Here is a 20,578-nt window from a genome sequence, read left to right as displayed (position 1 = left end):
AAAAGTTGCCTGGCACGATAACCGATTTGTCCCGTCCGGCAAGGGGGAATTTACAACTTAGCAGCAATTGTTAATATCACTTAACAGTAAGGCGATCGGCACATCGTATTGTTGCCGATGGGCGGTAAAACCGTTGATATTATTTCTTCTTGTTCATCATCGCCTTGAGATCGGCAAAAGGGTTAAACGTAGCGACACCCACGTCTTTTTGCGCATCCTCACCCGCGACAACGGTGGTGCCATACTGGTCCGCTTCGGTGTACTTTGAGTGTTCGTGGTCGTGGCAAAACAGGCACAACAGCTCCCAGTTACTGCCGTCTTCCGGGTTATTGGTGTGATCGTGGTCGATATGGTGAACCGTGAGTTCACGAAGATTCGAATAAACAAACTCTCGCGAGCAGCGTCCGCAGACCCACGGGTAAATTTTCAGCGCTTTTTCACGGTAGCCGCTTTCCAGCCGTGCGTAGTTTTTGGGGATCAGAGCCATTGCTGTTGTTACCTGTTAAAAAAGAATAGTTCACACTATATCCCATTATGAGATGGCAGGAGAATGCCTCCTCGGCGGGAGGGATGCCTGTGGTCTGCGTTTTCTGTCAGTTTATTTGAAGCATTCCGTTAAATAATCCCCATTTATTCTCATCCGCGAATGCGTAGAGTAGGGATCACGCAATGCTTCATCAGGATACTCCACTATGAAAAAGATTGGATTTTTGTCGTTTGGTCACTGGACGCCGTCTTCCCAGTCCGGCACGCAGACCGCGGCTGACGCGCTGCTACAGTCCATCGATCTGGCGGTCGCCGCTGAAGAGCTGGGCGCGGACGGCGCTTATTTTCGCGTGCACCACTTTGCCCGCCAGCTCAGTTCGCCATTTCCCTTGCTGGCTGCGATAGGCGCGAAAACCAAACGCATTGAAATTGGTACGGGCGTGATCGACATGCGGTACGAGAATCCGCTGTATATGGCGGAAGATGCTGGCGCGGCAGATCTCATCTCTGGCGGTCGATTACAGCTGGGTATCAGCCGGGGCTCCCCGGAGCAGGTGATTGATGGCTGGCGTTATTTTGGTTACGTGCCGCAGGAAGGGGAAAACGAATCTGATATGGCGCGCCGCCACACCGAAGTACTGCTTGATGTATTACGTGGTGAAGGGTTTGCAAAGCCTAACCCACAGCCGATGTTCCCCAACCCGCCGGGATTGTTGCGTCTGGAGCCGCATTCAGAAGGCTTACGCGATCGTATCTGGTGGGGGGCTGGCTCCAATGCAACGGCAGTATGGGCGGCCAAACTGGGGATGAACCTGCAAAGCTCAACGTTAAAAGACGATGAAACCGGCGAGCCGTTTCATATTCAGCAGGCAAAACAGATCCGTGCCTACCGACAGGCCTGGGCAGAGGCTGGGCATACCCGTCAGCCGCGCGTTTCGGTCAGCCGCAGTATTTTTGCCCTGATGGACGATCGCGACCGGATGTATTTCGGTTCAGGCCGCAACGAGAGCGACAGCGTTGGCTATCTGGATGAGAAAACGCGGGCAATTTTCGGACGCAGTTACGCCGCAGAGCCAGACAAGCTGATTGAACAGCTGAAAAAGGATGAAGCCATCGCTGAAGCGGATACGCTATTGCTTACCGTGCCGAATCAGCTGGGCGTGGCATACAACGCGCATGTCATCGAGTCCATACTGAAACATGTCGCACCGGAAATGGGATGGCGCGATCGTAATGCTTAATCTGGCCCTCTGGTATCGCCGGTTTGGTGAGCCTGAATCGGTACTGCAACCGGAAACCGCCCCCTTGCCGCCGCGCCAGCCGGGAGAGATACGTGTGCGCATGCTTTTTTCGCCGGTGAACGCCTCCGATCTTATCCCCATAACCGGGGCGTATCGCCATCGCACGCCGCTGCCTGCGATAGCCGGTTATGAAGGGGTCGGAATAGTAACCGAAACGCCCGCCGCTTACCCGGCGCTGCTGGGCAAGCGGGTGCTGCCGTTACGGGGGAAGGGGACGTGGCAGCGTTATGTCGATTGCCCGGCAGGGTACGCGGTTCCTGTCCCGGACGACGTCGACTCGCTTCTTGCCGCGCGGGCGTATATCAACCCGCTTGCCGCACAGATGATGCTGGACCGCTATCCTCCGACCGGAAAAACGGTGCTGCTCACCGCTGCCGGTTCTGACTGCGCCGTTCTGCTCGGGCAATGGGCTCGTCAGGCGGGTGCAGAGGCGGTTTACGGGATCCACCGCTCGCCCGTGCACGCTCAACGTTTGGCCGAATTAGGGATCGTCCCCATTGCGCAACAGGATATGGCCGCAGTCAACGCTGCCGCCGCGCGCGCAGACGTGGTGTACGACGCCACGGGCGGCAGCCTGGCGGAAACGATCCTGGGCGTGATGCCTGAAAGCGGCACGTTTGTCTGCTACGGGCTGCTCTCCGGTCAGACGTTCCGGCAGCAGCGGGCGCTGCCGCGCGTGGCGTGGTTTCACATTCGTAACTACCTGGACGCGCTCAGCGCGGAGGCGTGGCAGGCGGAGTTTCAGCGCATCTGGCCGAAACTGCGGGCCAGCCAGTGCAGCGATGTCACCCTTTACCCTCTGTCGGAATGGCAGCGGGCATTGGGCAACTATCACGAAGCGGGTAGAACGTGCAAGCCCGTGCTGTCGATGGAGAATTAATCGGCCTTATGGCTCATGTCGCTCAGCAGTACAGCGATACTTTGTCCACCGGCGGTCTGCTCCAGGCCAATTTTCACAATAATCGTCAGCGGAACGGAGAGCAGCATGCCGACAGGCCCAAGCAGCCAGCCCCAGAAGATCAGGGACAGGAACACAACGAGGGTTGAAAGCCCCAGCCCGCGTCCCATGATGCGTGGCTCAAGAATGTTCCCGAAGACAAGGTTAATCACCAGATAGCCTGCCAGCAGAATCAGCGCATCATACAAACCGCTGAAAACCAGCACCTGAAGGATAGGGGGGATCGCCGCCAGCACGGAGCCGATGTTAGGAATGTAGTTAAGGGCAAAGGCCAGCAGCCCCCAGACAAAGGCGAAACGCACGTCCAGCGCGGCGAGCATCCCCCAGACCACAAATCCCGTCACCAGACTGATGGCCGTTTTCAGCACCAGATAGCGTGAAACGCTGTCGAGCGCGCGCTGAATGGCGCCCATTCCTTCCACCGGACGCACCATGATGTGCTGTAGCTTTGCAGGCAGCTGAGGGACTTCCAGCAGCATAAACACGACCGTCAGGAACAGCAGGAAAATGGAGGTCATGGCGTTGGAAAGCTGTGCCAGCAGGCTGGTGACAATCGTCATGGCAGCATTCGGATCAATGTATTTAAGCAACTCCTCAACCGAGACTTCAATGCCGGCGCGTTGCAGCCAGGGTTCAATTTGCAGCAGCGGGGTCGCCAGGGAAGAACGGTATGTCGGTAGGGTTCGCGCCAGCTCGTTCAGGGATGTTCCCAGATAGGCAACTAACAGCACCATCGCAACGATGATAATACTGATAAGCAGGCTGATCGCCAGCACGCGCGGTATGCGCATCCGCACCATCCGCTGCACCAGCGGGTTGAGGATCACCGCGATAAAAAGCGCCAGGATAAAGGGCACGATGATATCGGCCGCAAAACGAACGCCGGTCAAAATGATCACCAGCATGCCCAGCATGATGACTATCTTAAGCCCGTTGAGGGTGATAATGGGTTTGGCCATGAACGTTCCTGAAAAGTTTTTTATTTATAATAGAGGGGAAAGCGGATTAAAAAAACTAACCAAAATCAAACAGACTGGGTAAAGAAATGAAAAGGCTTTGAGTAAATTCCTGGCTTATGATACAAATCAGGCGTGTTCAACTACTGAGGACAATTTTCATCCGCAAAGACGAGAAGCAACACCGCGGATAATTGTAATTTTATGGACAATTTGTTCAGGACGTATTTTTCAAACAACACTGCTCTGTTTTCAACCTCCCTCTGCATGCTTTCCGGTGAACAACACTGGCGTTCCGCGCTATAGTCACGTCTTCTGCCTGAGCTGGCGCTATGCGCTTAGCTAACTGATTTAATTCCCAATTTTTTGGTTTGTTGTCCGCAGCGAGCCTCGATGGATTATATTCTCAAGCAGGAGAAAAACATGTTTTACTGGATTTTATTAGCGCTGGCTATCGTAGCTGAAATTACCGGCACCCTGTCGATGAAATGGGCGAGCGTGAGTGATGGCAGCACCGGATTTATTTTGATGCTAGTCATGATTACGCTTTCCTATATTTTCCTCTCCTTCGCGGTTAAAAAAATCGCGCTGGGCGTGGCATACGCCCTGTGGGAAGGTATTGGTATTTTATTGATTACGCTGTTCAGCGTCATGATATTTGATGAAACCCTGACGACAATGAAAATTGCCGGGTTGACGACCCTGGTGGCAGGTATCGTGCTGATTAAATCGGGTACGCGCAAGCCAACAAAACAGCAGAAGGAGCAGACCCATGCAGCAGTTTGAATGGATCCACGCGGCCTGGCTGGGTTTAGCGATCGTTCTGGAAATTATTGCGAACGTCTTTCTGAAGTTCTCCGACGGTTTTCGTCGTAAAGCTTACGGCCTGCTATCGATTGCCGCAGTGCTGGGGGCGTTTAGCGCCCTGTCACAGGCGGTAAAAGGCATCGATCTTTCCGTGGCCTATGCGCTGTGGGGCGGCTTCGGTATTGCCGCCACCCTGGCGGCAGGCTGGATTATGTTCGGGCAGCGTTTAAACAATAAAGGCTGGATAGGGCTGGTATTACTGCTCGCCGGCATGATCATGATTAAACTGGCCTGAGTAACCTACTGCTGCGCCAGGGCTTCCAGCCTGTCGCGAAAACCGGTCACCGCCAACGCCCGGTTATCGGCGCGCCAGCGGTCTTTCGCCGCCGGAGCTGAACTCTGAACGCCAATCAGCTGCCAGCCGTTAGCGGTTTTTAACATCAGGGGCGATCCGCTATCACCCGGTAGCGTATCGCACTGATGCGAAAGCACGCTGTTTTGCGCCCAGCCCGTCACCACGCAGTCCGTATGGGTGTACAGCGAATCGAGGTGATCAACAGGGTAGCCTGACTGCGTCACTTTGCGGTCGGCGGCCTTCAGGGCGGCGGTGAGCGCGTCTTTGTCGCCATCAAAAAGCGGTAGGGGAGCGATCCCGGACGGCGGATAACGTAAAACGATCAGACCGAAATCCCAGGATGCCGCCCCGGGCGGCACAATCCAGCCATCGCCATCCGGTTTTAAGCGTTTACCGAGCGATGGATCCACCCGCCCCTCAATACCGTGGATTTCGTAGCGCCATATTCCTTTTTGCGACACAAAGCGCAGGGCGATCGCTTTATCCGGTTTGCCCTCGGGCGGCATTAGCAGGCAATGACCCGCCGTCAGCGCAAGGCGTGGTGTAATGAGCGTTGCGGTACATAAATTGCCGCTGGCGGTTTCCAGTTGCCCGATGGCATCCCAGGGCGCTTCGGTAGGATCGGTGACACGCGTACGATCGTCATGACCAAAAAACAGCGTCTTTACCTCTTTGGCGCTAATGGAGACAGCGTCACCATCATCCGCATGTGAAAAGCCAGCAAAAAGGCTAAACGTTCCCAGTAACAACACAACAGATTTACGCATATCACACTCTGGTGGGGGTAATTATGATTATTAAAAGTGAACCCTATGAAAATACTATAGACGCGACAGCGAGAAAGTGGGAGTAAAATCAGCGTGCTACATTCAGGAAAGATAAAAGTGGCTGGCGATGAGCGCGCACAAGATTAGCAGGATAAGAATGAACTCAAACCGATAGCGCCGCAGCATACGCCCTCCGGATAAAAAAACGGCGCTGACCTCAAACCCGTTCAGCGCCGGTTTACCAACGTGCCCCGAAGGGCACGGTTAAGCTTGTACTCTTACGCTGCTGGCTGTGCAGCAGGTTTAGCCGCTTCGTGTTTTGCCGCTTTTTTGTGATGCTTTTTAGCCGCCTGTGCTTTCTGTTCTACCGCGGGTTTTGCCGATTTTTTGTGATGCTTTTTAGCCGCCTGTGCTTTCTGTTCTGCCGCAGGTTTAGCCGCTTTGTGATGTTTTTTATGGTGAACCGTTTTGGCCGGAGCAGAAGTGGTCGCCGCAGGCGCTGCGGTGGCGGTAGTTTCAGCCGCGAATGCAGCAGAAGACAGACCCATAGCAGCGGCAACAACCAGAGCTAATACTTTTTTCATTTTCATACCCTCGAATTTGGTTTTTCATTTAACCCCACTGCGGGGCCGTTGAAAGAACTATATCCCTGTAAATTCGAGGTTTCCGTGAGTGATTGGTATCGGCGTGTAACCGTATGTACAACGCCGGGGCTTCACCCCGGCGCGTTCGGTTACAGGTAGCGGGAAGTCAGGTGTTCGCGGAAGTAGCGGATGTTCAAATCCTCACCCGTAGCCTGAGTGATTAACTGCGACGTGCTGAAGCGGCTGCCGTGCTGCCAGATGTTCTGACGCAGCCAGTCAAACAGCGCCGAGAAATCGCCTCCGGCAATGGATGCCTGCAACCCAGGCAATGCATTTTTGGCGGCATGGAAGAGCTGTGCCGCATACATTGCCCCCAGCGTGTAAGACGGGAAGTAGCCAAAACCGCCGTCGGTCCAGTGGATATCCTGCATACAGCCGTTGCGATAATTATCCTTGGTGGATAGCCCAAGCCAGGCCTGCATTTTCTCATCCCACAGGGCGGGAATATCGTCGACTTCGATTTCGCCGTTGATCAGCGCGCGCTCGATCTCATAGCGCAGCACCACGTGCGCCGGGTAGCTCACTTCATCCGCATCCACGCGAATGTATCCCGGCTTCACGCGCTGGTTCCAGGCAATGAAATTCTCTTCACTGAACGCCGCCTGACTGCCGAAACGGGCATGGACCGCCGGAAGCAGATGCTTGAGGAATGCCTCGCTGCGGCCCAGCTGCATCTCAAAGAACAGACTCTGGGATTCGTGGATCGCCGTAGAGCGCGCCAGCGCAACGGGCTGCCCGGCCCACGCTCGGGGAAGGTTTTGCTCGTAGCGGGCATGTCCGGTTTCGTGGATCACGCCGAAAAGCGCGCTGAGCAACTCGTCTTCATCGTAACGCGTGGTGATACGCACATCTTCCGGCACGCCGCCGCAGAACGGGTGGGCGCTAACGTCCAGACGACCGCCGTTAAAATCGAAGCCAAGCATTTTCATCGCTTCCAGGCCCAGCTCGCGCTGCGTGGCGGTCGGGAAGGGACCCTGTGGCGGAACGAACGATCGCTGAGCCTGTTTTTCCACAACCTTTGCCAGCAGGTCCGGCAGCCACGACTTCATATCGCCAAACAGCACATCCAGGCGGGCGCTGGTCATGTCGGGTTCAAAAATATCCAGCAGCGCGTCGTAAGGTGTGCAGCCTTTGGCCTCGGCGCGCAGGCGAGCTTCTTCACGACTGAGCTTCACCACCTCTTTCAGGTTGGCTGAAAAGCCCTGCCAGTCGTTGGCCGGACGCTGAGTGCGCCAGGCGTGTTCACACTTGCTGCCTGCCAGCGATTTTGCCTCTACCAGCGATTCCGGCAGTAAGGTGGCCTGCTGGTAGTGGCGCGTCATTTCACGCAGGTTGGCCTGCTCTACGTCGTTCAGATCTTCTTCAGCCGCCGCAGCCAGCCATTCACCCACTTTTTTATCGGTCAGGATCTGATGTTGCAGGACGCTCATCTCCGCCAGCGCTTCACCGCGCGCGGCGCTGCCGCCGGGCGGCATCATGGTGAACATGTCCCAGCTGGCGATGGAGGAGAGGTGCGAGAAGCGGGAGAGACGCTGGAAGGTGCGGGTGAGTTGTTGATAGTTATTGTTTTTCATGAAGTCCTCGTGTCTGAATCAGCCGATGACAAAAATTAGCATCGGCTCGATTTAAACACGAAGAGGGGTGAATGTTAATGCAGACGTTGATGCAGGCTCGCGCCCACCAGCAGCGCCGCGCACAGCATCAGGGCGATAAACCCGCCCACGCCGTTCCAGCCGTAGTGATGCCAGAACACGCCGCCGAGGGTTCCGGCGATGCTGGAACCCAGGTAATAGCTAAACAGATACAGCGACGACGCCTGACCTTTGGCGCGGCGCGCGCGCGGGCCAATCCAGCTGCTGGCAACGGAGTGCGCGGCAAAGAAGCCGGCAGAGAAGAGCAGCATCCCGGCAAAAATCAGCCACAGGGAGGAGAACAGTGTCATCAGCAGCCCGAACAACATCACGGCAGTGGAAACCAGCATCACCGGCCCGCGGCCAAAGCGAGCGGTCATGGCGCCGGCTTTTGGTGAACTCCACGTCCCGGTGAGATACGCCACAGAGAGCAAACCCACCAATGCCTGGTTGAGATGCCACGGCGAGAGCATCAGCCGGTAGCCAATATAGTTAAACAGCGTGACGAATGACCCCATCAGCAGGAATCCCATCAGAAACAGTCGCGGCAAACCTTTGTCGCGCCAGTGCAGACGGAAGTTGATAAACAGCGTCTTCGGACGCAGGGAGGTCGGGCGGAAATGGCGCGATTCCGGCAAAATTTTCCAGAACATCAGCGCCGAAGCGAGCGCGAAGCAGCCGATGACGGCCAGCGCAATGCGCCAGCTAAAGAAATCCGTAAACACACCGCTCAGCAGGCGTCCACTCATCCCGCCGATAGAGTTCCCGCTAATATACAGCCCCATTGAGAAGGCCACGAAACTCGGGTGGATCTCTTCGCTGAGATAGGTCATCCCGACCGCCGCCACGCCGCTGAGAGAGAGCCCAATCAGCGCGCGCATGACCAGAATACCGTGCCAGCTGGTCATCATGGTAGAAAGCAAGGTACACACGGAGGCCAGCATTAACGCCGTTACCATGACCTGCTTACGTCCGATAGCATCCGAAAGTGGACCGGTAAACAACAGACCAATCGCCAGCATTCCGGTGGAAATGGAAAGGGAGATACTGCTGCTGGCTGGCGACACGCCAAACTCATGCGACAGAACCGGCAGGATCGGCTGAACGCAGTAGAGCAGGGCAAAGGTAGCGAGACCCGCTGAGAAGAGCGCCAGCGTGACGCGCATAAACTGGGGGGTACCACGCTTAATAAACTGAACCGGCTGCGGTGCTGCGGGTAAATCATCAATGTCGCTGGCCGGCGCGATATCAATAGTCGTTGTACGGCTCACACATAATCCTTGCTTAAACATCCCCGTGGTTTCTGGTGACGGGTATGACCACGAGATCAGAGTAGGAAAATGTAAATATTCTGTCTAATATATTAATAATCTCAAATGATACTTTAAAAATATGAATATCGAGCTGCGTCACCTCCGCTATTTTGTCGCCGTCGCCGAAGAGCTGCATTTTGGCCGCGCGGCGGCAAGGCTGAATATCTCTCAGCCACCGCTAAGCCAGCAGATTCAGATCCTGGAGCAGCAGGTGGGGGCGCGTCTGCTGGCGCGAACCAACCGTAGCGTGAGCCTGACGGCAGCGGGAAAACAGTTCCTCACCGATAGCCGACAGATCCTGAGCATGGTGGAAGACGCCGCCGCCAGAGCGGAACGGCTTTATCTCGGTGAGACGGGGGAGCTGCGCATCGGGTTTACCTCCTCGGCCCCCTTTATCAGCGCTGTTTCACAAACGCTCTCATCGTTTCGCCGTCACTTTCCGGATGTGCATATTCAGACGCGTGAAATAAATACCCGGGAGCAAATCGCGCCGCTGAACGAAGGTTCGCTCGACCTGGGACTGATGCGGAACACGCAGTTGCCTGATACTCTGGCGTGGCAGGTGATCCTGCGAGAACCGCTGATGGCGATGATCCCCAGCGACCATCCTCTCGCCGCCCGGCCTGGCGTCACGTTGGCTGAACTGGCGAAAGAGCCGTTCGTCTTTTTTGACCCCCAGGTGGGAACCGGGCTGTACGACGATATTCTGGGTCTGATGCGGCGATATGGCCTTGTTCCGACTATCGCGCAGGAGGTGGGGGAAGCCATGACGATCATTGGGCTCGTTGCCGCAGGGCTTGGCGTGTCGATTCTCCCGGCCTCGTTTAAGCGGGTGCAGCTGCCGGAGATGCGCTGGGTGAAGATTGTCGAGCAGGATGCGGTCTCGGAAATGTGGCTGGTGTGGTCTAAACATCATGAACAGAGCCATGCGGCACAGCGTTTCAAGGCACAATTAATTACCGCTTCTCACGGGCAATATTTATAGGGAAAAGTGGGCAAAAATGTGCAGTAAATCACATGGCTAAGTAAAAATTTGACGTCGGCCATTGAAGTGCTTCACCATAGCCCTCAGTTTATTTCGAAGCTCGAAAATAAGGGAGTACGAGGTGGTTGCTGATAGTCAGCCAGGGCATATCGATCAGATCAAGCAGACCAACGCGGGCGCCGTTTATCGCCTGATTGATCAGCTTGGTCCGGTTTCGCGTATCGATCTTTCGCGCCTGGCACAACTGGCACCCGCCAGTATTACCAAGATTGTCCGCGAAATGCTGGAAGCCCATCTGGTTCAGGAGACGGAAATTCAGGAGCCGGGCAGCCGTGGCCGTCCGGCGGTAGGGCTGGTGGTGGAAACGGAAGCCTGGCACTACCTGTCGATGCGCATCAGCCGCGGGGAAATCTTCCTCGCGCTGCGCGACCTCAGCAGCAAGATGGTGGTGGAAGACCGGCTGGACCTTCCGCTCGATGCAGAGCAACCTCTCCTCGATGCCATTCTGTCCCATATCGACCAGTTCTTTATACGCCACCAGCAGCGTCTTGAACGCTTAACGGCGATTGCGATCACCCTGCCGGGAATTATTGATACCGAAAATGGCATTGTGCACCGCATGCCCTTTTACGAGAACGTGAAAGAGATGCCGCTGGGTGAAGTGCTGGAAAGCCATACCGGTGTGCCGGTCTACATTCAGCATGATATCAGCGCCTGGACGATGGCGGAGGCGCTGTTTGGCGCCTCGCGCGGCGCGCGCGACGTCATTCAGGTTGTGATTGATCACAACGTTGGAGCGGGGGTGATCACCGACGGGCGTCTTTTACACGCTGGCAGCAGTAGCCTGGTGGAGATCGGCCATACGCAGGTCGATCCGTACGGAAAACGCTGCTACTGCGGTAACCATGGCTGTCTGGAGACGATTGCCAGCGTGGAAAGCGTGCTGGAGCTGGCGCAGGTGCGGCTCAGCCAGTCGATGAGCTCCACGCTGCACGGACAGCCGCTGAGCGTCGACGCACTGTGCACTGCGGCAAGGCAGGGCGATCTGCTGGCGAAGGACATCATTACCGGCGTAGGCAATAATGTCGGGCGCATCCTGGCGATTATGGTGAACCTGTTTAATCCGCAAAAAATACTCATAGGCTCCCCGCTCAGCCAGGCGGCGGATATTCTCTTCCCGGCGATTTCCGCCTGTATCAACCAGCAGTCGCTTCCCGCATACAGCAAAAATATCGTGGTCGAAAGTACGCAATTTTCCAACCAGGGCACGATGGCCGGTGCCGCACTGGTTAAAGATGCCATGTACAACGGCTCATTACTGATTCGTTTGCTTCAGGGCTAACTCTTTTCCAGAGATGTACGAAAAATTGCGCTATCTCAAGCCGGGTAGCGCACGCTTCCCGTAGACTTTCTCCACTGAATTATTTACCTGGTTTATATTTTTTGAAGCATACCCAAGAGGTGGAATGAGTCATGCTTAAGCGTTTCTTTATTACTGGTACGGATACTTCTGTCGGGAAGACCGTCGTATCCCGCGCGTTACTCCAGGCCCTGGCGGCGAGCGGTAAACGCGTTGCAGGATACAAGCCGGTTGCAAAAGGCAGTAAAGAGACGCCAGAAGGGCTGCGTAATAAGGACGCCCTGGTTCTGCAAAGCGTCTCGTCTCTGGAACTGCCTTATGATGCCGTCAATCCTATCGCGTTGAGCGAGGAGGAAAGCAGCGTCGCTCATAGCGGGCCGATCAACTACAGCCTGCTTTCAGATGGTCTGGCGAATCTGAGCGAAAAGGTTGACCACGTTGTCGTTGAAGGGACCGGCGGCTGGCGCAGCCTGATGAACGATTTACGTCCCCTTTCCGAGTGGGTGGTGCAGGAGCAGTTGCCGGTGATTATGGTCGTGGGCATTCAGGAAGGGTGCATCAACCATGCCCTGCTGACGGCGCAGGCTATCGCCAATGACGGCCTGCCGCTGATTGGCTGGGTGGCGAACCGGATCAATCCGGGCCTTGCACACTACGCTGAAATCATCGACGTACTGAGCAAAAAACTGCCTGGCCCGCTGGTGGGCGAACTGCCTTATCTGCCTCGCGCAGAGCAGCGCGAACTAGCGCACTACATCGATCTCTCGGCTTTCGGCGGTATGCTGTCCGTAGATCGAGTCGTGGCGTAACGTTCTCGACAATACCGACGCCACAACACAGGCAACCAGCAAACCGGGGAGTAAAAAATACTGCCCGGTCATTTCACATACCATCAATGCTGACATGATTGGCGCATGCGTGGTGGCGGCGAGCAGCGTCGCCATACCCGCCAGCCCAAGCAGGATCGCCGTCTCAGCCCCAGGAAACCACAGCGCAACTATCTGCGCAAACAGCATTCCCGTTGCCATACCGACGAACAGGGTTGGCGTGAATACGCCTCCCGGCGCGCCGGACCCGCTGCTTGCCAGCACCGCCAGCAGCTTGCAGATAAAGATGCCGGCAATCACCGACAGCAGCGGCGGCGACTGCAAAAATGCCTGAACCACGCTGTAGCCATTCCCCCATACCTTTGGCGTCAGCAGCGACAGCAGCCCGACGATCAGCCCGCCCAGCGCCAGCTGCCACGGCGGCGAGAGCTTAAGACGCAGAAACAGCGCGTGGCTAAACCCCATCAGCCACATCAGCAGCGGACCGCAAACGCCCGCCAGCAGACCCACGCCAACTATCAACGCATAATCTGCCGCCATTGATGTCTCACTCAGGTGCACCGCATAAAGCGTATTTGCGCCGGGGCTTAACAGACGTGTGGTGAGCAGGCCTACCACGGCGGCAATCACTACCGGGCCGAGGGAAGCCAGCATCAGCGTGCCAAACAGGATCTCTGCGATAAACAGGCTGCCCGCCAGCGGCGCATGATAGGCGCTGGCCATCCCGGCGGCGGCGCCGCAGGCGATCCACAGTTTCCATTCAGATTTCGGCGTACAGCGTTGTGCAAAAAAGGAGGCGGCGAGGGCGGCGAGCAGGATCATGGCACCTTCCCGGCCAATGGCGCTCCCGCTGGCGACCACCAGCAGCGAGGCGAACGATTTCACCAGACTGGCGCCGTAATCAAACTGGCCATCACCCGTTTCCAGCGCCTCCATATAATCGGTCGGGGCGTGGGGACGTTGTGCCGTCATGCGCTGCCATCCCCACAGCAGCATTCCGGCGGCCAGACCACCCAGCGTAGGCGTGAGCGCGCGACGCCAGGGCGATAACGCGGCAGCGGCGTTCACCAGGCTTCCGCTTTCGTTGCTGAGAAACAGCCACTCCAGCAGATACATGCTGTGGCGAAACGCCGCAACGGCCAGCGCCGCCAGCACGCCGGTGACGGTAGCGATCAGGAGTCGGCGAAACATCGCGCGGATGTCGGGGTAAGCGTGAAGACGTTGCATGGGTCGCAATTACGTGAGGACAAAACAATATTGTGATGGGAAAACGTGAGGTTAGCAAAAGGTATGCGTGCGAAAAAAAGCCGGGCATTGCCCGGCATACAGGATTAAGTGTCGCTATGAATATTCAACGCCCGGCGCGTACGTCCTGAACTCAAATACTCCGCAATATAGTCCTGAGATATCTCGCCGTTATAGCGCCCGTCTTCGTCCACAATCGGCATCCAGCTGGTGTTGCTTTCATACAGGCGAGAAAGCACCACGCGCAGGTTGTCTTCGGCTTTCCCGGTCATGCGGAACGGGTGCAGAATGTCGGCGCAGGCGCCGCTGGCGTGACGCGCTTCGCGGCGCTTCACAAAGCCCAGCGGTTTTCCGTGCTCATCAACCACGGTAATGGCGCGAATATCGTTATCATCCATGGTGGCGAAGGCCTCCGACAGCGGCGTTGATTCGCGTACCGTAATGGTCGGCTGCTGATCGGTGACGTCACCCGCTGATACCAGCAGCAGACGTTTCAGCGTCCGGTCCTGGCCCACAAACGAACCGACAAACTCATTCGCCGGCTTCGCCAGCAGCTCGTCCGGGCTGGCGCACTGCACGATACGTCCCTGACGGAAAACGGCGATACGGTCGCCCAGCTTCAGCGCTTCGTCAATATCGTGACTCACCAGCATCACGGTCTTTTTCAGCTTGCGCTGCATCTCCAGGAACTGGTTCTGGATCACCTCGCGGTTGATCGGGTCGACCGCACCGAACGGTTCATCCATCAGCAGGACCGGCGGATCCGCTGCCAGCGCGCGGATGACGCCGATGCGCTGCTGCTGGCCGCCGGACATTTCACGCGGATAGCGGTGAAGGAATTTATGCGGATCCATTGCCACCATATCCATCAGCTCCTCGGCACGGGATTTACAGCGCGCTTTGTCCCAGCCCAGCATTCGCGGTACAACGGTAATGTTCTCTTCGATGGTCATGTTCGGGAACAGGCCAATCTGCTGGATCACGTAGCCAATGTTGCGGCGCAACGTCACGGTGTCCATCCCGCTGGTGTCTTCGCCGTTAATCAGGATCGTCCCGCTGCTGGGCGTAATAAGACGGTTAATCATCTTCAGGGTCGTGGTTTTGCCGCAGCCGGACGGGCCGAGCAGCACGCACATTTCCCCTTCAGGCACGTTCAGGTTGACGTTGTCGACGGCCTTAAACGTCTGGCCGTGTTTCTGTGAAAATTGTTTGGTGAGGTTTTCCAGTTTTATCATTATCGAATCCCCTTCGGAGTCAGTACCACCTGCAAACGGTGCAGCAACCAGTCGAGCACAATCGCTAAAAGACAAATCATCAGCGCGCCCGCAATCAACATACGAATATCACTCCCGCCAATACCGTTAAGCAGCAGCAGGCCCAGACCGCCCGCGCCAATCACGGCGGCAATCGCCATGACGCCAATGTTCATCACCACGGCGGTGCGGATGCCGCCAAAAATGACCGGCAGCGCCATCGGGATTTCCACCCAGCGCAGACGCTGCCAGAAGGTCATGCCGATGCCGCGTCCCGCTTCACGCAGGCCGGGGGGCAGGCTGTCGAGCGCCGTGTGGGTGTTACGCACAATCGGCAGCAGCGAGTAGAGAAACACCGCCGTTATTGCGGGCAGGGCGCCAATGCCCTGACCGACCAGCGAAAAGAGCGGGATCATCAGGCCGAAAAGCGCAATAGACGGGATGGTGAGCACGATGGTGGCGATCCCCAGCACGGGTGTTGCCAGCCATTTATGGCGAACAATCAAAATGCCCAGCGGCACGCCGATGATAATCGCCAGGCCCACGGCCAACGCGACCAGCCACAGGTGTTGCAGCGTCAGGGTTAAGAGATAGTCCCAGTTGTCGAAAATATAGTGAATCGTCTCCATAGCGCCTCCTACAGCAACTGTTTGCTACGCAGGAAATCTCGGGCGACCTGCTGCGGTGACTGATGGTCGATATCCACCTTTTTATTCAGTTCGGTGATAACGTCGTTATTCAGCTGGGCAGAGAGGGTGTTCAGCGCCTCCTCCAGCCCCGGGTTCGCCTCCAGCGTGTCTTTACGTACAACCGGCGTCACGGCGTAACTCGGGAAGAAGCCTTTATCGTCTTCCAGCACTTTGAGATCGAAGCCCTTCACGCGCCCGTCGGTGGTGTAGATCAGCCCCGCATCGACAAACCCGTCGCGCACCGCGTTATAGACCAGTCCCGGATCCATCTGGCGGATCTGCGGGCGGTCCAGCGTCACGTTGTAGGCCGCCTGTAACGGTTTCATCCCGTCGCTACGCCCGGCAAACTCCAGGTCAAGTCCCAGCAGCCAGTTGTTATCCGGATCGGTTTTACGGATCTGCTCAATCTTTGCCACCATCTCAGACATGGTGTTGATATGTTCAGCCTCGGCGCGCTTGCGCTGCATGGCAAAGGCATAGGTGTTGTTCATGTCGGCAGGTTTGAGCCACACCAGACCGTGCTTCGCGTCAAGACGTTTCACCGTCTCGTAAGACTCCTGCGGCGACATGCGTTTGTTGATGTGGTTGAAGATGATCAGCGACGTACCGGTGTACTCCCAGGTCATATCGATTTGTTTGTTGATCATCGCGTTTCGGGATATCACCGTCGCAATATTGGTCTGCGGCTGCACCTGAAACCCTTTCTTTTGCAGATACTGCACGGTCATGGCCGAGAGAATGTGCTGCTCGGTAAAGCTCTTGGTCGCCAGGATCAGCGGCGCAGCGAGCGCCTGGCTGGTGAAGAGCGCGGCGGCGCACAACGCCGTCAGGCCGGAAAACAGTCTCATAGAAGCTCCTTGTTATAATTATCGTGCGAGATGCGGGCTCAGCAGTCGACCCAGTGCCGCCAGCAGCGTATCCAGAATCAGGGCGAACAGGGCGGTGGCCGCCGCGCCCAGGATCAGCGTCGGGAAGTCATTCAGATAAATACCCGGGAAAATCAGCTCGCCGTAGCTGCTGGCACCGATCAGGAATGCCAGCGGCGCGGTACCAACGTTAATCGCCGTAGCAATACGAATACCTGAAAGCATCACCGGCCAGGCGTTAGGGATTTCGACCTGACGCAGGCGCTGCCACCGGGTCATGCCGATGCCGTTTGCCGCCTCCAGCAGTGACGCGGGAACAGAGCACAGCCCGGCATAGGTGTTGCGCACAATCGGCAGCAGAGAGGCCAGAAAGAGGGCGATAATGGCCGGTTTATCGCCGATGCCAATCACCACCATCGCCAGCGCCAGAACGGCCAGCGGCGGCAGGGTGTTGCCCACGTTAAAGATTTGCATCACGTATTCGGCGATACCCCGTGCCGCCGGACGGCTCAGCAGGATGCCGCTTGGAATACCGACCAGCAGGGCAAAGAACATTGAGGAGAAAACCAAAATTAAATGCTGTTGCCCGAGGTAGATCAGGTCAACCTGGCGCGCCTTGATCGTATCCAGCCCAATTCCCCAGGTGAGGAGAGCGAGAACCACGATTATGGCGCCGACAAAAAGCAGAGAACGTTTGAGTAGTGGGTGCATTGCGGTGTGTCTCCCTGTGCGCATGCGTTATAGCAACCACCGGTTGCGGTTGCCTGTTGTTATGCCATGTTTCGGCAGGGGTACTTCACCTATAGCAAGCGAAGCGGAAGGGTTCCAGCGAAGGGGGTAAAACAGTAACCCTATGAAATTAGTGACAACCTGGGTTAAGCCTTATGGCATAAGGGCTGTCAGCGGGCAGGCAGAATAGTCTTAAAGAAGCGAGTCTTAAGTGACAATGTCACCTAAGACTCATTAATAAACTTTAACGACCGAGGGCGGCGCGCACCTTTCGCACGCGCCAGGAGATGCGAACGATCGAAAAGGCGGCGATGAATACCAGCATTAGCCCCAGCGCCAGCATCGCGTGGAATCCAAATTCTCTGAACAGGATCAGCCCTGCGATCCCTCCGGTAATAAACGAGAAAAGGGTGGTTAAATGGGTCTTGAGCTGGCTCTTTTGCGCAGCCGTGTCTTTAGAATAATCCCGGCGTAGCATGGCGACCATAACGGAGGCCAGCGAAATGCCCGCATCGGTCAGCGTGCCGGTAATGTGCGTGGATCTCACCCGACCACCGGAGAGCTGAGTGGAGGTGGAATTATGGATGCCCATCAGCCCGCACAGGAAAATAATAATCTCCTGATTCGTGGCGAAGGAGTGAAAATACATTTCGTACAGAGATACCCCGGCCAGTAATATCCCTTCAACAAAAAGAACCTGGCTGAATACCAGCCTGACGTTATGGATAATTCCCCAGATAACAATCATCCGCGCAACGATGGCACCCGTGACAAACGACAGAATAATGGCGCCAAAAAAAAGAATATCGTTGAGGTCGGTGGAGGAGACTTCGCTGGAGAGTTGTGAGGTATTGCCGGTCATGTGTGAGGGAAAAAAGCCAAACGCGCCCAGCGCAATGGCATTCAGCAGTCCTGCGGAGGTGGCCAGCCAGAGAGCAAGACGGCGATCCTCCTGATGCGTTCGTTCTTTCTTTAACTTAATCAGCAAAGAATACCTCCGGTTTGAGCTTTGCCTGATTCCTCAAGCTAACAAAGCGATATCGCTGGCTGACCAGGATATTGCTTAATTATTAATTCAACGGGAGATATTCGCGGTTTTGTAATTAAATAAAATAACCCTGTTAATATAATGCCTTACTGCTGATGTCGCGAGCAGACTGACGGGCAAAAATACCGCCCCCGTGATTGCCGGGGGCTGGGAGCTTATTTCAGACTGGTTTTGAAGAACTGCTCAAACTGCGCGAACGGGATTTTTCCTGCGACGTTATCGTAGAGATCAAAATGGTTTGCACCCGGAACAATCACCAGCTCTTTCTGTTTGCTGCCAATGGCCTTAAACGCATCTTCCGCAAAATAGCGAGAATGCGCGTTTTCACCGGTCACGATCAGCGTCGGGATGGCGATCTCCCCGGCATAGCTCAGCAGCGGCATATTCATAAAGGACAACGGCATGGTCGCGGTCCATGCGCCGGTGGAGTTTACGGAACGGGCATGGAAGCCGCGCGGCATACGGTAGTAGTCGTAGAACTCTTTCAGTACCGGATGCGGATCGGCGGGCAATGCTTCCGGCAGAATACGCTCGGCTGCCGTCACCTTACCGTTCTTATCGACATTAATATCATGACCGCCATGGGCGAAAGTGCCGCTCTCGGCATCTTTCCAGCGCTGGGCGTTCAGATACTCCAACACGGCCCGACGGTCAGCCGCTGAATAGCGATCTTTCCCGTCGCCCACGCCGTGACCCATCGCGCGGCTCATATCGTACATTACGCTGGTGGCGACCGCCTTCACGCGGGTATCCATGGATGCCGCGTTCAGCGCCATACCGCCCCAGCCGCAAATGCCGAGAATGCCGATACGATTACGGTCGACTTCTTTCTGGAGCCCCAGGAAATCAACTGCGGCGCTAAAGTCTTCGGTGTTGATATCAGGGGAGGCAACGTTACGCGGCTGGCCGCCACTTTCACCCGTATAGGATGGGTCGAAGGCCAGGGTTACGAACCCCTGTTCAGCCAGGGTCTGGGCGTACAGACCGCTGGATTGCTCTTTAACCGCACCGAACGGCCCGCTGACGGCAATCGCCGCCAGCTTCTGGTCGCCGCGGTTCTTAGGAAGATACAGATCGCCCACCAGAGTGATCCCGTATCGGGTCTGGAACGTCACCTTGCGGTGAATGACTTTATCGCTCTCGGCGAAGGTTTTATCCCAGGTAGTCACCATGGAAACGGGGGCGTTTGGATTTAGCGTTTCTGCATAACTCATTGTTGTCACTCCACTTAATGATGCGCATAGCAGCAGCGCAACGGATAGTTTTTGGGTGAATGTTTTCATAAGAGATACCGTGTGTTGTTGTTATGCGGTCATTATAATTAGCAGTAATAGTGCTGATTAGAGGCCAGGGTCTGCTAGAATTAATATCATTTTGTTATAGGTTCGCGAGGCGTAATGGCAAAGCGAGAGAACTACAATGAGCTGTATCTGTTTATCCAGGTGGTGCGGGAGGGGAGCTTCACGGCAGCCGCACAGCGGCTCGGGCTGGCACAATCCGGGATCAGCCGATCGGTTCGGGAGCTGGAAGAGCGGCTGGGCGTTCAGCTTCTGGTGCGTACCACGCGCAAGCTGTCGCTAACCCACGCCGGAGAACAGCTTTACCAGACTGCCGGCTCCGCCTTTGATGCGCTCGATACCGGGCTAACCAGACTGGCACACTACCGCCAGACGCCCTCCGGCACGGTGCGCATTAATGCCAGCCAGCACGCCATTGAAAAATGTCTGCTGCCAAAGCTCGCTATATTCAAACAGCGTTACCCGGATATTCGACTGGAATTAATGAATGAAAGCCGGTTCGTGGACATTATTGCCGAACGGTTCGATGCGGGCGTCCGGCTGGGGCCGGAGGTGGGGCAAGGTATGATTGCCGTGCGCATTACGCCCGATATGGAGATGGCCGTGGTTGCCGCCCCGGCGCATTTCCGGCGCTATGGTTTCCCGCAGGTGCCTGCTGATCTGACTTCGCATCCCTGCATTGCCTATCAGTTCGCCGACGGTCGCCACTATCAATGGGAGCTCATTCAGGACGGAAAAAGTATTGCTCACCGCCCGGAAGGACAATGGGCCTTTTCGGACAGCTATATGGAAGCCGAAGCCGCGCGGCTGGGACTCGGGCTGGCCTATGTCCCGGTAGAGCTGGTGGCTGACGATCTGGAGCGCGGGACGCTGATAAGGGTCTTGCAGCGCTACAGTCTGCGGATGGACGGGCTTTACCTCTATTACCCGCACCGCAACGTCTCCCCGGCGCTGAGAGCGGTAATCGATACGCTGAAAATTTAGGGGTGCCTCTGCGCTGCCGTCTATACAGCTCCTGGGTTTGTGTTACGCTACTCTTTTATATAGCGCTGCTCAATTA

At 56.2% G+C, this 20,578-nt stretch carries 22 protein-coding genes; 8 read left to right on the top strand and 14 right to left on the bottom strand.

The features are described from left to right. Positions 1-139: 139 nt before the first annotated feature. Positions 140-487, bottom strand: coding sequence for an HNH nuclease YajD (gene yajD, locus IM267_RS01260; RefSeq protein ID WP_006808895.1), 348 nt, complete (start codon positions 485-487; stop codon positions 140-142). A gap of 205 nt (positions 488-692) precedes the next feature. Here yajD and IM267_RS01255 point away from each other — a divergent pair, with 205 nt between their 5' ends. Both IM267_RS01255 and IM267_RS01250 read left to right on the top strand, forming a co-directional pair. Further along, complete coding sequence (locus IM267_RS01255; protein ID WP_063451489.1) at positions 693-1,727, top strand: LLM class flavin-dependent oxidoreductase; 1,035 nt, start codon at positions 693-695, stop codon at positions 1,725-1,727. After that, positions 1,720-2,667: a zinc-dependent alcohol dehydrogenase family protein gene (locus IM267_RS01250; protein ID WP_193032525.1), complete on the top strand. Its 948-nt coding sequence runs from the start codon at positions 1,720-1,722 to the stop codon at positions 2,665-2,667. The genes IM267_RS01255 and IM267_RS01250 overlap by 8 nt, the downstream gene beginning before the upstream one ends. On the opposite strand, the gene IM267_RS01245 is transcribed toward IM267_RS01250, so the two are convergent. Then, positions 2,664-3,704, bottom strand: coding sequence for an AI-2E family transporter (locus tag IM267_RS01245; protein WP_063451487.1), 1,041 nt, complete (start codon positions 3,702-3,704; stop codon positions 2,664-2,666). The two genes, IM267_RS01250 and IM267_RS01245, sit on opposite strands and share 4 nt — an antisense overlap. 420 nt (positions 3,705-4,124) lie before the next feature. On the opposite strand from IM267_RS01245, the gene mdtJ reads away from it, so the two are divergent. Together mdtJ and mdtI are read left to right on the top strand one after the other, a co-directional pair. Then, positions 4,125-4,487, top strand: coding sequence for a multidrug/spermidine efflux SMR transporter subunit MdtJ (gene mdtJ / locus IM267_RS01240; RefSeq protein ID WP_063866843.1), 363 nt, complete (start codon positions 4,125-4,127; stop codon positions 4,485-4,487). Beyond that, a complete protein-coding gene (mdtI, locus tag IM267_RS01235; RefSeq protein WP_063866842.1) occupies positions 4,474-4,803 on the top strand; it encodes a multidrug/spermidine efflux SMR transporter subunit MdtI in 330 nt (109 codons plus the stop codon). The genes mdtJ and mdtI overlap by 14 nt, the downstream gene beginning before the upstream one ends. 5 nt (positions 4,804-4,808) lie before the next feature. Here mdtI and IM267_RS01230 read toward each other — a convergent pair whose 3' ends face one another. From IM267_RS01230 to IM267_RS01215, 5 genes are all read right to left on the bottom strand, one after another. Then, positions 4,809-5,630, bottom strand: a complete 822-nt coding sequence (locus tag IM267_RS01230) for a serine protease (protein WP_193032524.1) — start codon at positions 5,628-5,630, stop codon at positions 4,809-4,811. 102 nt (positions 5,631-5,732) lie between these two features. Continuing rightward, positions 5,733-5,816 carry a hypothetical protein gene (locus IM267_RS21500; RefSeq protein ID WP_057979992.1) on the bottom strand — a complete coding sequence of 28 codons (84 nt, stop codon included), beginning with the start codon at positions 5,814-5,816 and terminating at the stop codon, positions 5,733-5,735. A gap of 92 nt (positions 5,817-5,908) precedes the next feature. Then, complete coding sequence (gene asr / locus IM267_RS01225; RefSeq protein ID WP_193032523.1) at positions 5,909-6,214, bottom strand: acid resistance repetitive basic protein Asr; 306 nt, start codon at positions 6,212-6,214, stop codon at positions 5,909-5,911. Between the two features lie 149 nt (positions 6,215-6,363). Beyond that, the gene (locus IM267_RS01220) at positions 6,364-7,848 is read right to left on the bottom strand and encodes a carboxypeptidase M32 (protein ID WP_193032522.1); all 1,485 of its coding nucleotides are present in this window, start codon (positions 7,846-7,848) and stop codon (positions 6,364-6,366) included. A 74-nt stretch (positions 7,849-7,922) separates the two neighbouring features. Then, positions 7,923-9,176: an MFS transporter gene (locus IM267_RS01215; protein ID WP_107535256.1), complete on the bottom strand. Its 1,254-nt coding sequence runs from the start codon at positions 9,174-9,176 to the stop codon at positions 7,923-7,925. A gap of 121 nt (positions 9,177-9,297) precedes the next feature. Here IM267_RS01215 and IM267_RS01210 point away from each other — a divergent pair, with 121 nt between their 5' ends. The 3 genes from IM267_RS01210 to bioD all read left to right on the top strand — a co-directional run bounded on the left by IM267_RS01210 (position 9,298) and on the right by bioD (position 12,372). Next, on the top strand, positions 9,298-10,203 hold the full coding sequence (locus IM267_RS01210; RefSeq protein WP_193032521.1) for a LysR family transcriptional regulator: 906 nt from the start codon (positions 9,298-9,300) through the stop codon (positions 10,201-10,203). A 121-nt stretch (positions 10,204-10,324) separates the two neighbouring features. After that, positions 10,325-11,545: a sugar metabolism global transcriptional regulator Mlc gene (gene mlc / locus IM267_RS01205; protein WP_193032520.1), complete on the top strand. Its 1,221-nt coding sequence runs from the start codon at positions 10,325-10,327 to the stop codon at positions 11,543-11,545. Positions 11,546-11,676: 131 nt separating this feature from the next. Beyond that, positions 11,677-12,372: a dethiobiotin synthase gene (gene bioD / locus IM267_RS01200; RefSeq protein ID WP_063451476.1), complete on the top strand. Its 696-nt coding sequence runs from the start codon at positions 11,677-11,679 to the stop codon at positions 12,370-12,372. On the opposite strand, the gene clcB is transcribed toward bioD, so the two are convergent. The 7 genes from clcB to IM267_RS01165 form a co-directional block, all read right to left on the bottom strand. Further along, a complete protein-coding gene (gene clcB / locus IM267_RS01195; RefSeq protein ID WP_193032519.1) occupies positions 12,307-13,617 on the bottom strand; it encodes a voltage-gated ClC-type chloride channel ClcB in 1,311 nt (436 codons plus the stop codon). The two genes, bioD and clcB, sit on opposite strands and share 66 nt — an antisense overlap. Positions 13,618-13,721: 104 nt before the next feature. After that, a complete protein-coding gene (gene osmV, locus IM267_RS01190) occupies positions 13,722-14,870 on the bottom strand; it encodes an osmoprotectant ABC transporter ATP-binding protein OsmV (protein WP_063451474.1) in 1,149 nt (382 codons plus the stop codon). Beyond that, positions 14,870-15,517, bottom strand: a complete 648-nt coding sequence (osmW, locus tag IM267_RS01185; protein WP_063451473.1) for an osmoprotectant ABC transporter permease OsmW — start codon at positions 15,515-15,517, stop codon at positions 14,870-14,872. The genes osmV and osmW overlap by 1 nt, the downstream gene beginning before the upstream one ends. 8 nt (positions 15,518-15,525) lie before the next feature. Further along, positions 15,526-16,425 carry an osmoprotectant ABC transporter substrate-binding protein OsmX gene (gene osmX / locus IM267_RS01180; protein WP_193032518.1) on the bottom strand — a complete coding sequence of 300 codons (900 nt, stop codon included), beginning with the start codon at positions 16,423-16,425 and terminating at the stop codon, positions 15,526-15,528. Positions 16,426-16,443: 18 nt separating this feature from the next. Beyond that, on the bottom strand, positions 16,444-17,154 hold the full coding sequence (osmY, locus tag IM267_RS01175; RefSeq protein ID WP_193032517.1) for an osmoprotectant ABC transporter permease OsmY: 711 nt from the start codon (positions 17,152-17,154) through the stop codon (positions 16,444-16,446). 262 nt (positions 17,155-17,416) lie between these two features. Beyond that, entirely contained in the window at positions 17,417-18,160 is a 744-nt protein-coding gene (locus tag IM267_RS01170) for a YoaK family protein (RefSeq protein ID WP_193032516.1), read from the bottom strand. A gap of 215 nt (positions 18,161-18,375) precedes the next feature. Further along, positions 18,376-19,503, bottom strand: coding sequence for an alpha/beta hydrolase (locus tag IM267_RS01165; protein WP_193032515.1), 1,128 nt, complete (start codon positions 19,501-19,503; stop codon positions 18,376-18,378). A 114-nt stretch (positions 19,504-19,617) separates the two neighbouring features. Here IM267_RS01165 and IM267_RS01160 point away from each other — a divergent pair, with 114 nt between their 5' ends. Next, the gene (locus IM267_RS01160; RefSeq protein ID WP_063866833.1) at positions 19,618-20,502 is read left to right on the top strand and encodes a LysR family transcriptional regulator; all 885 of its coding nucleotides are present in this window, start codon (positions 19,618-19,620) and stop codon (positions 20,500-20,502) included. The last annotated feature ends 76 nt before the right edge of the window (positions 20,503-20,578 follow it).

Source organism: Enterobacter cloacae complex sp. P15RS (assembly GCF_014895905.1).
GTDB classification, from domain to species: Bacteria; Pseudomonadota; Gammaproteobacteria; order Enterobacterales; family Enterobacteriaceae; genus Enterobacter; species Enterobacter quasihormaechei.
This window is presented reverse-complemented; position numbering and strand designations above follow the sequence as displayed.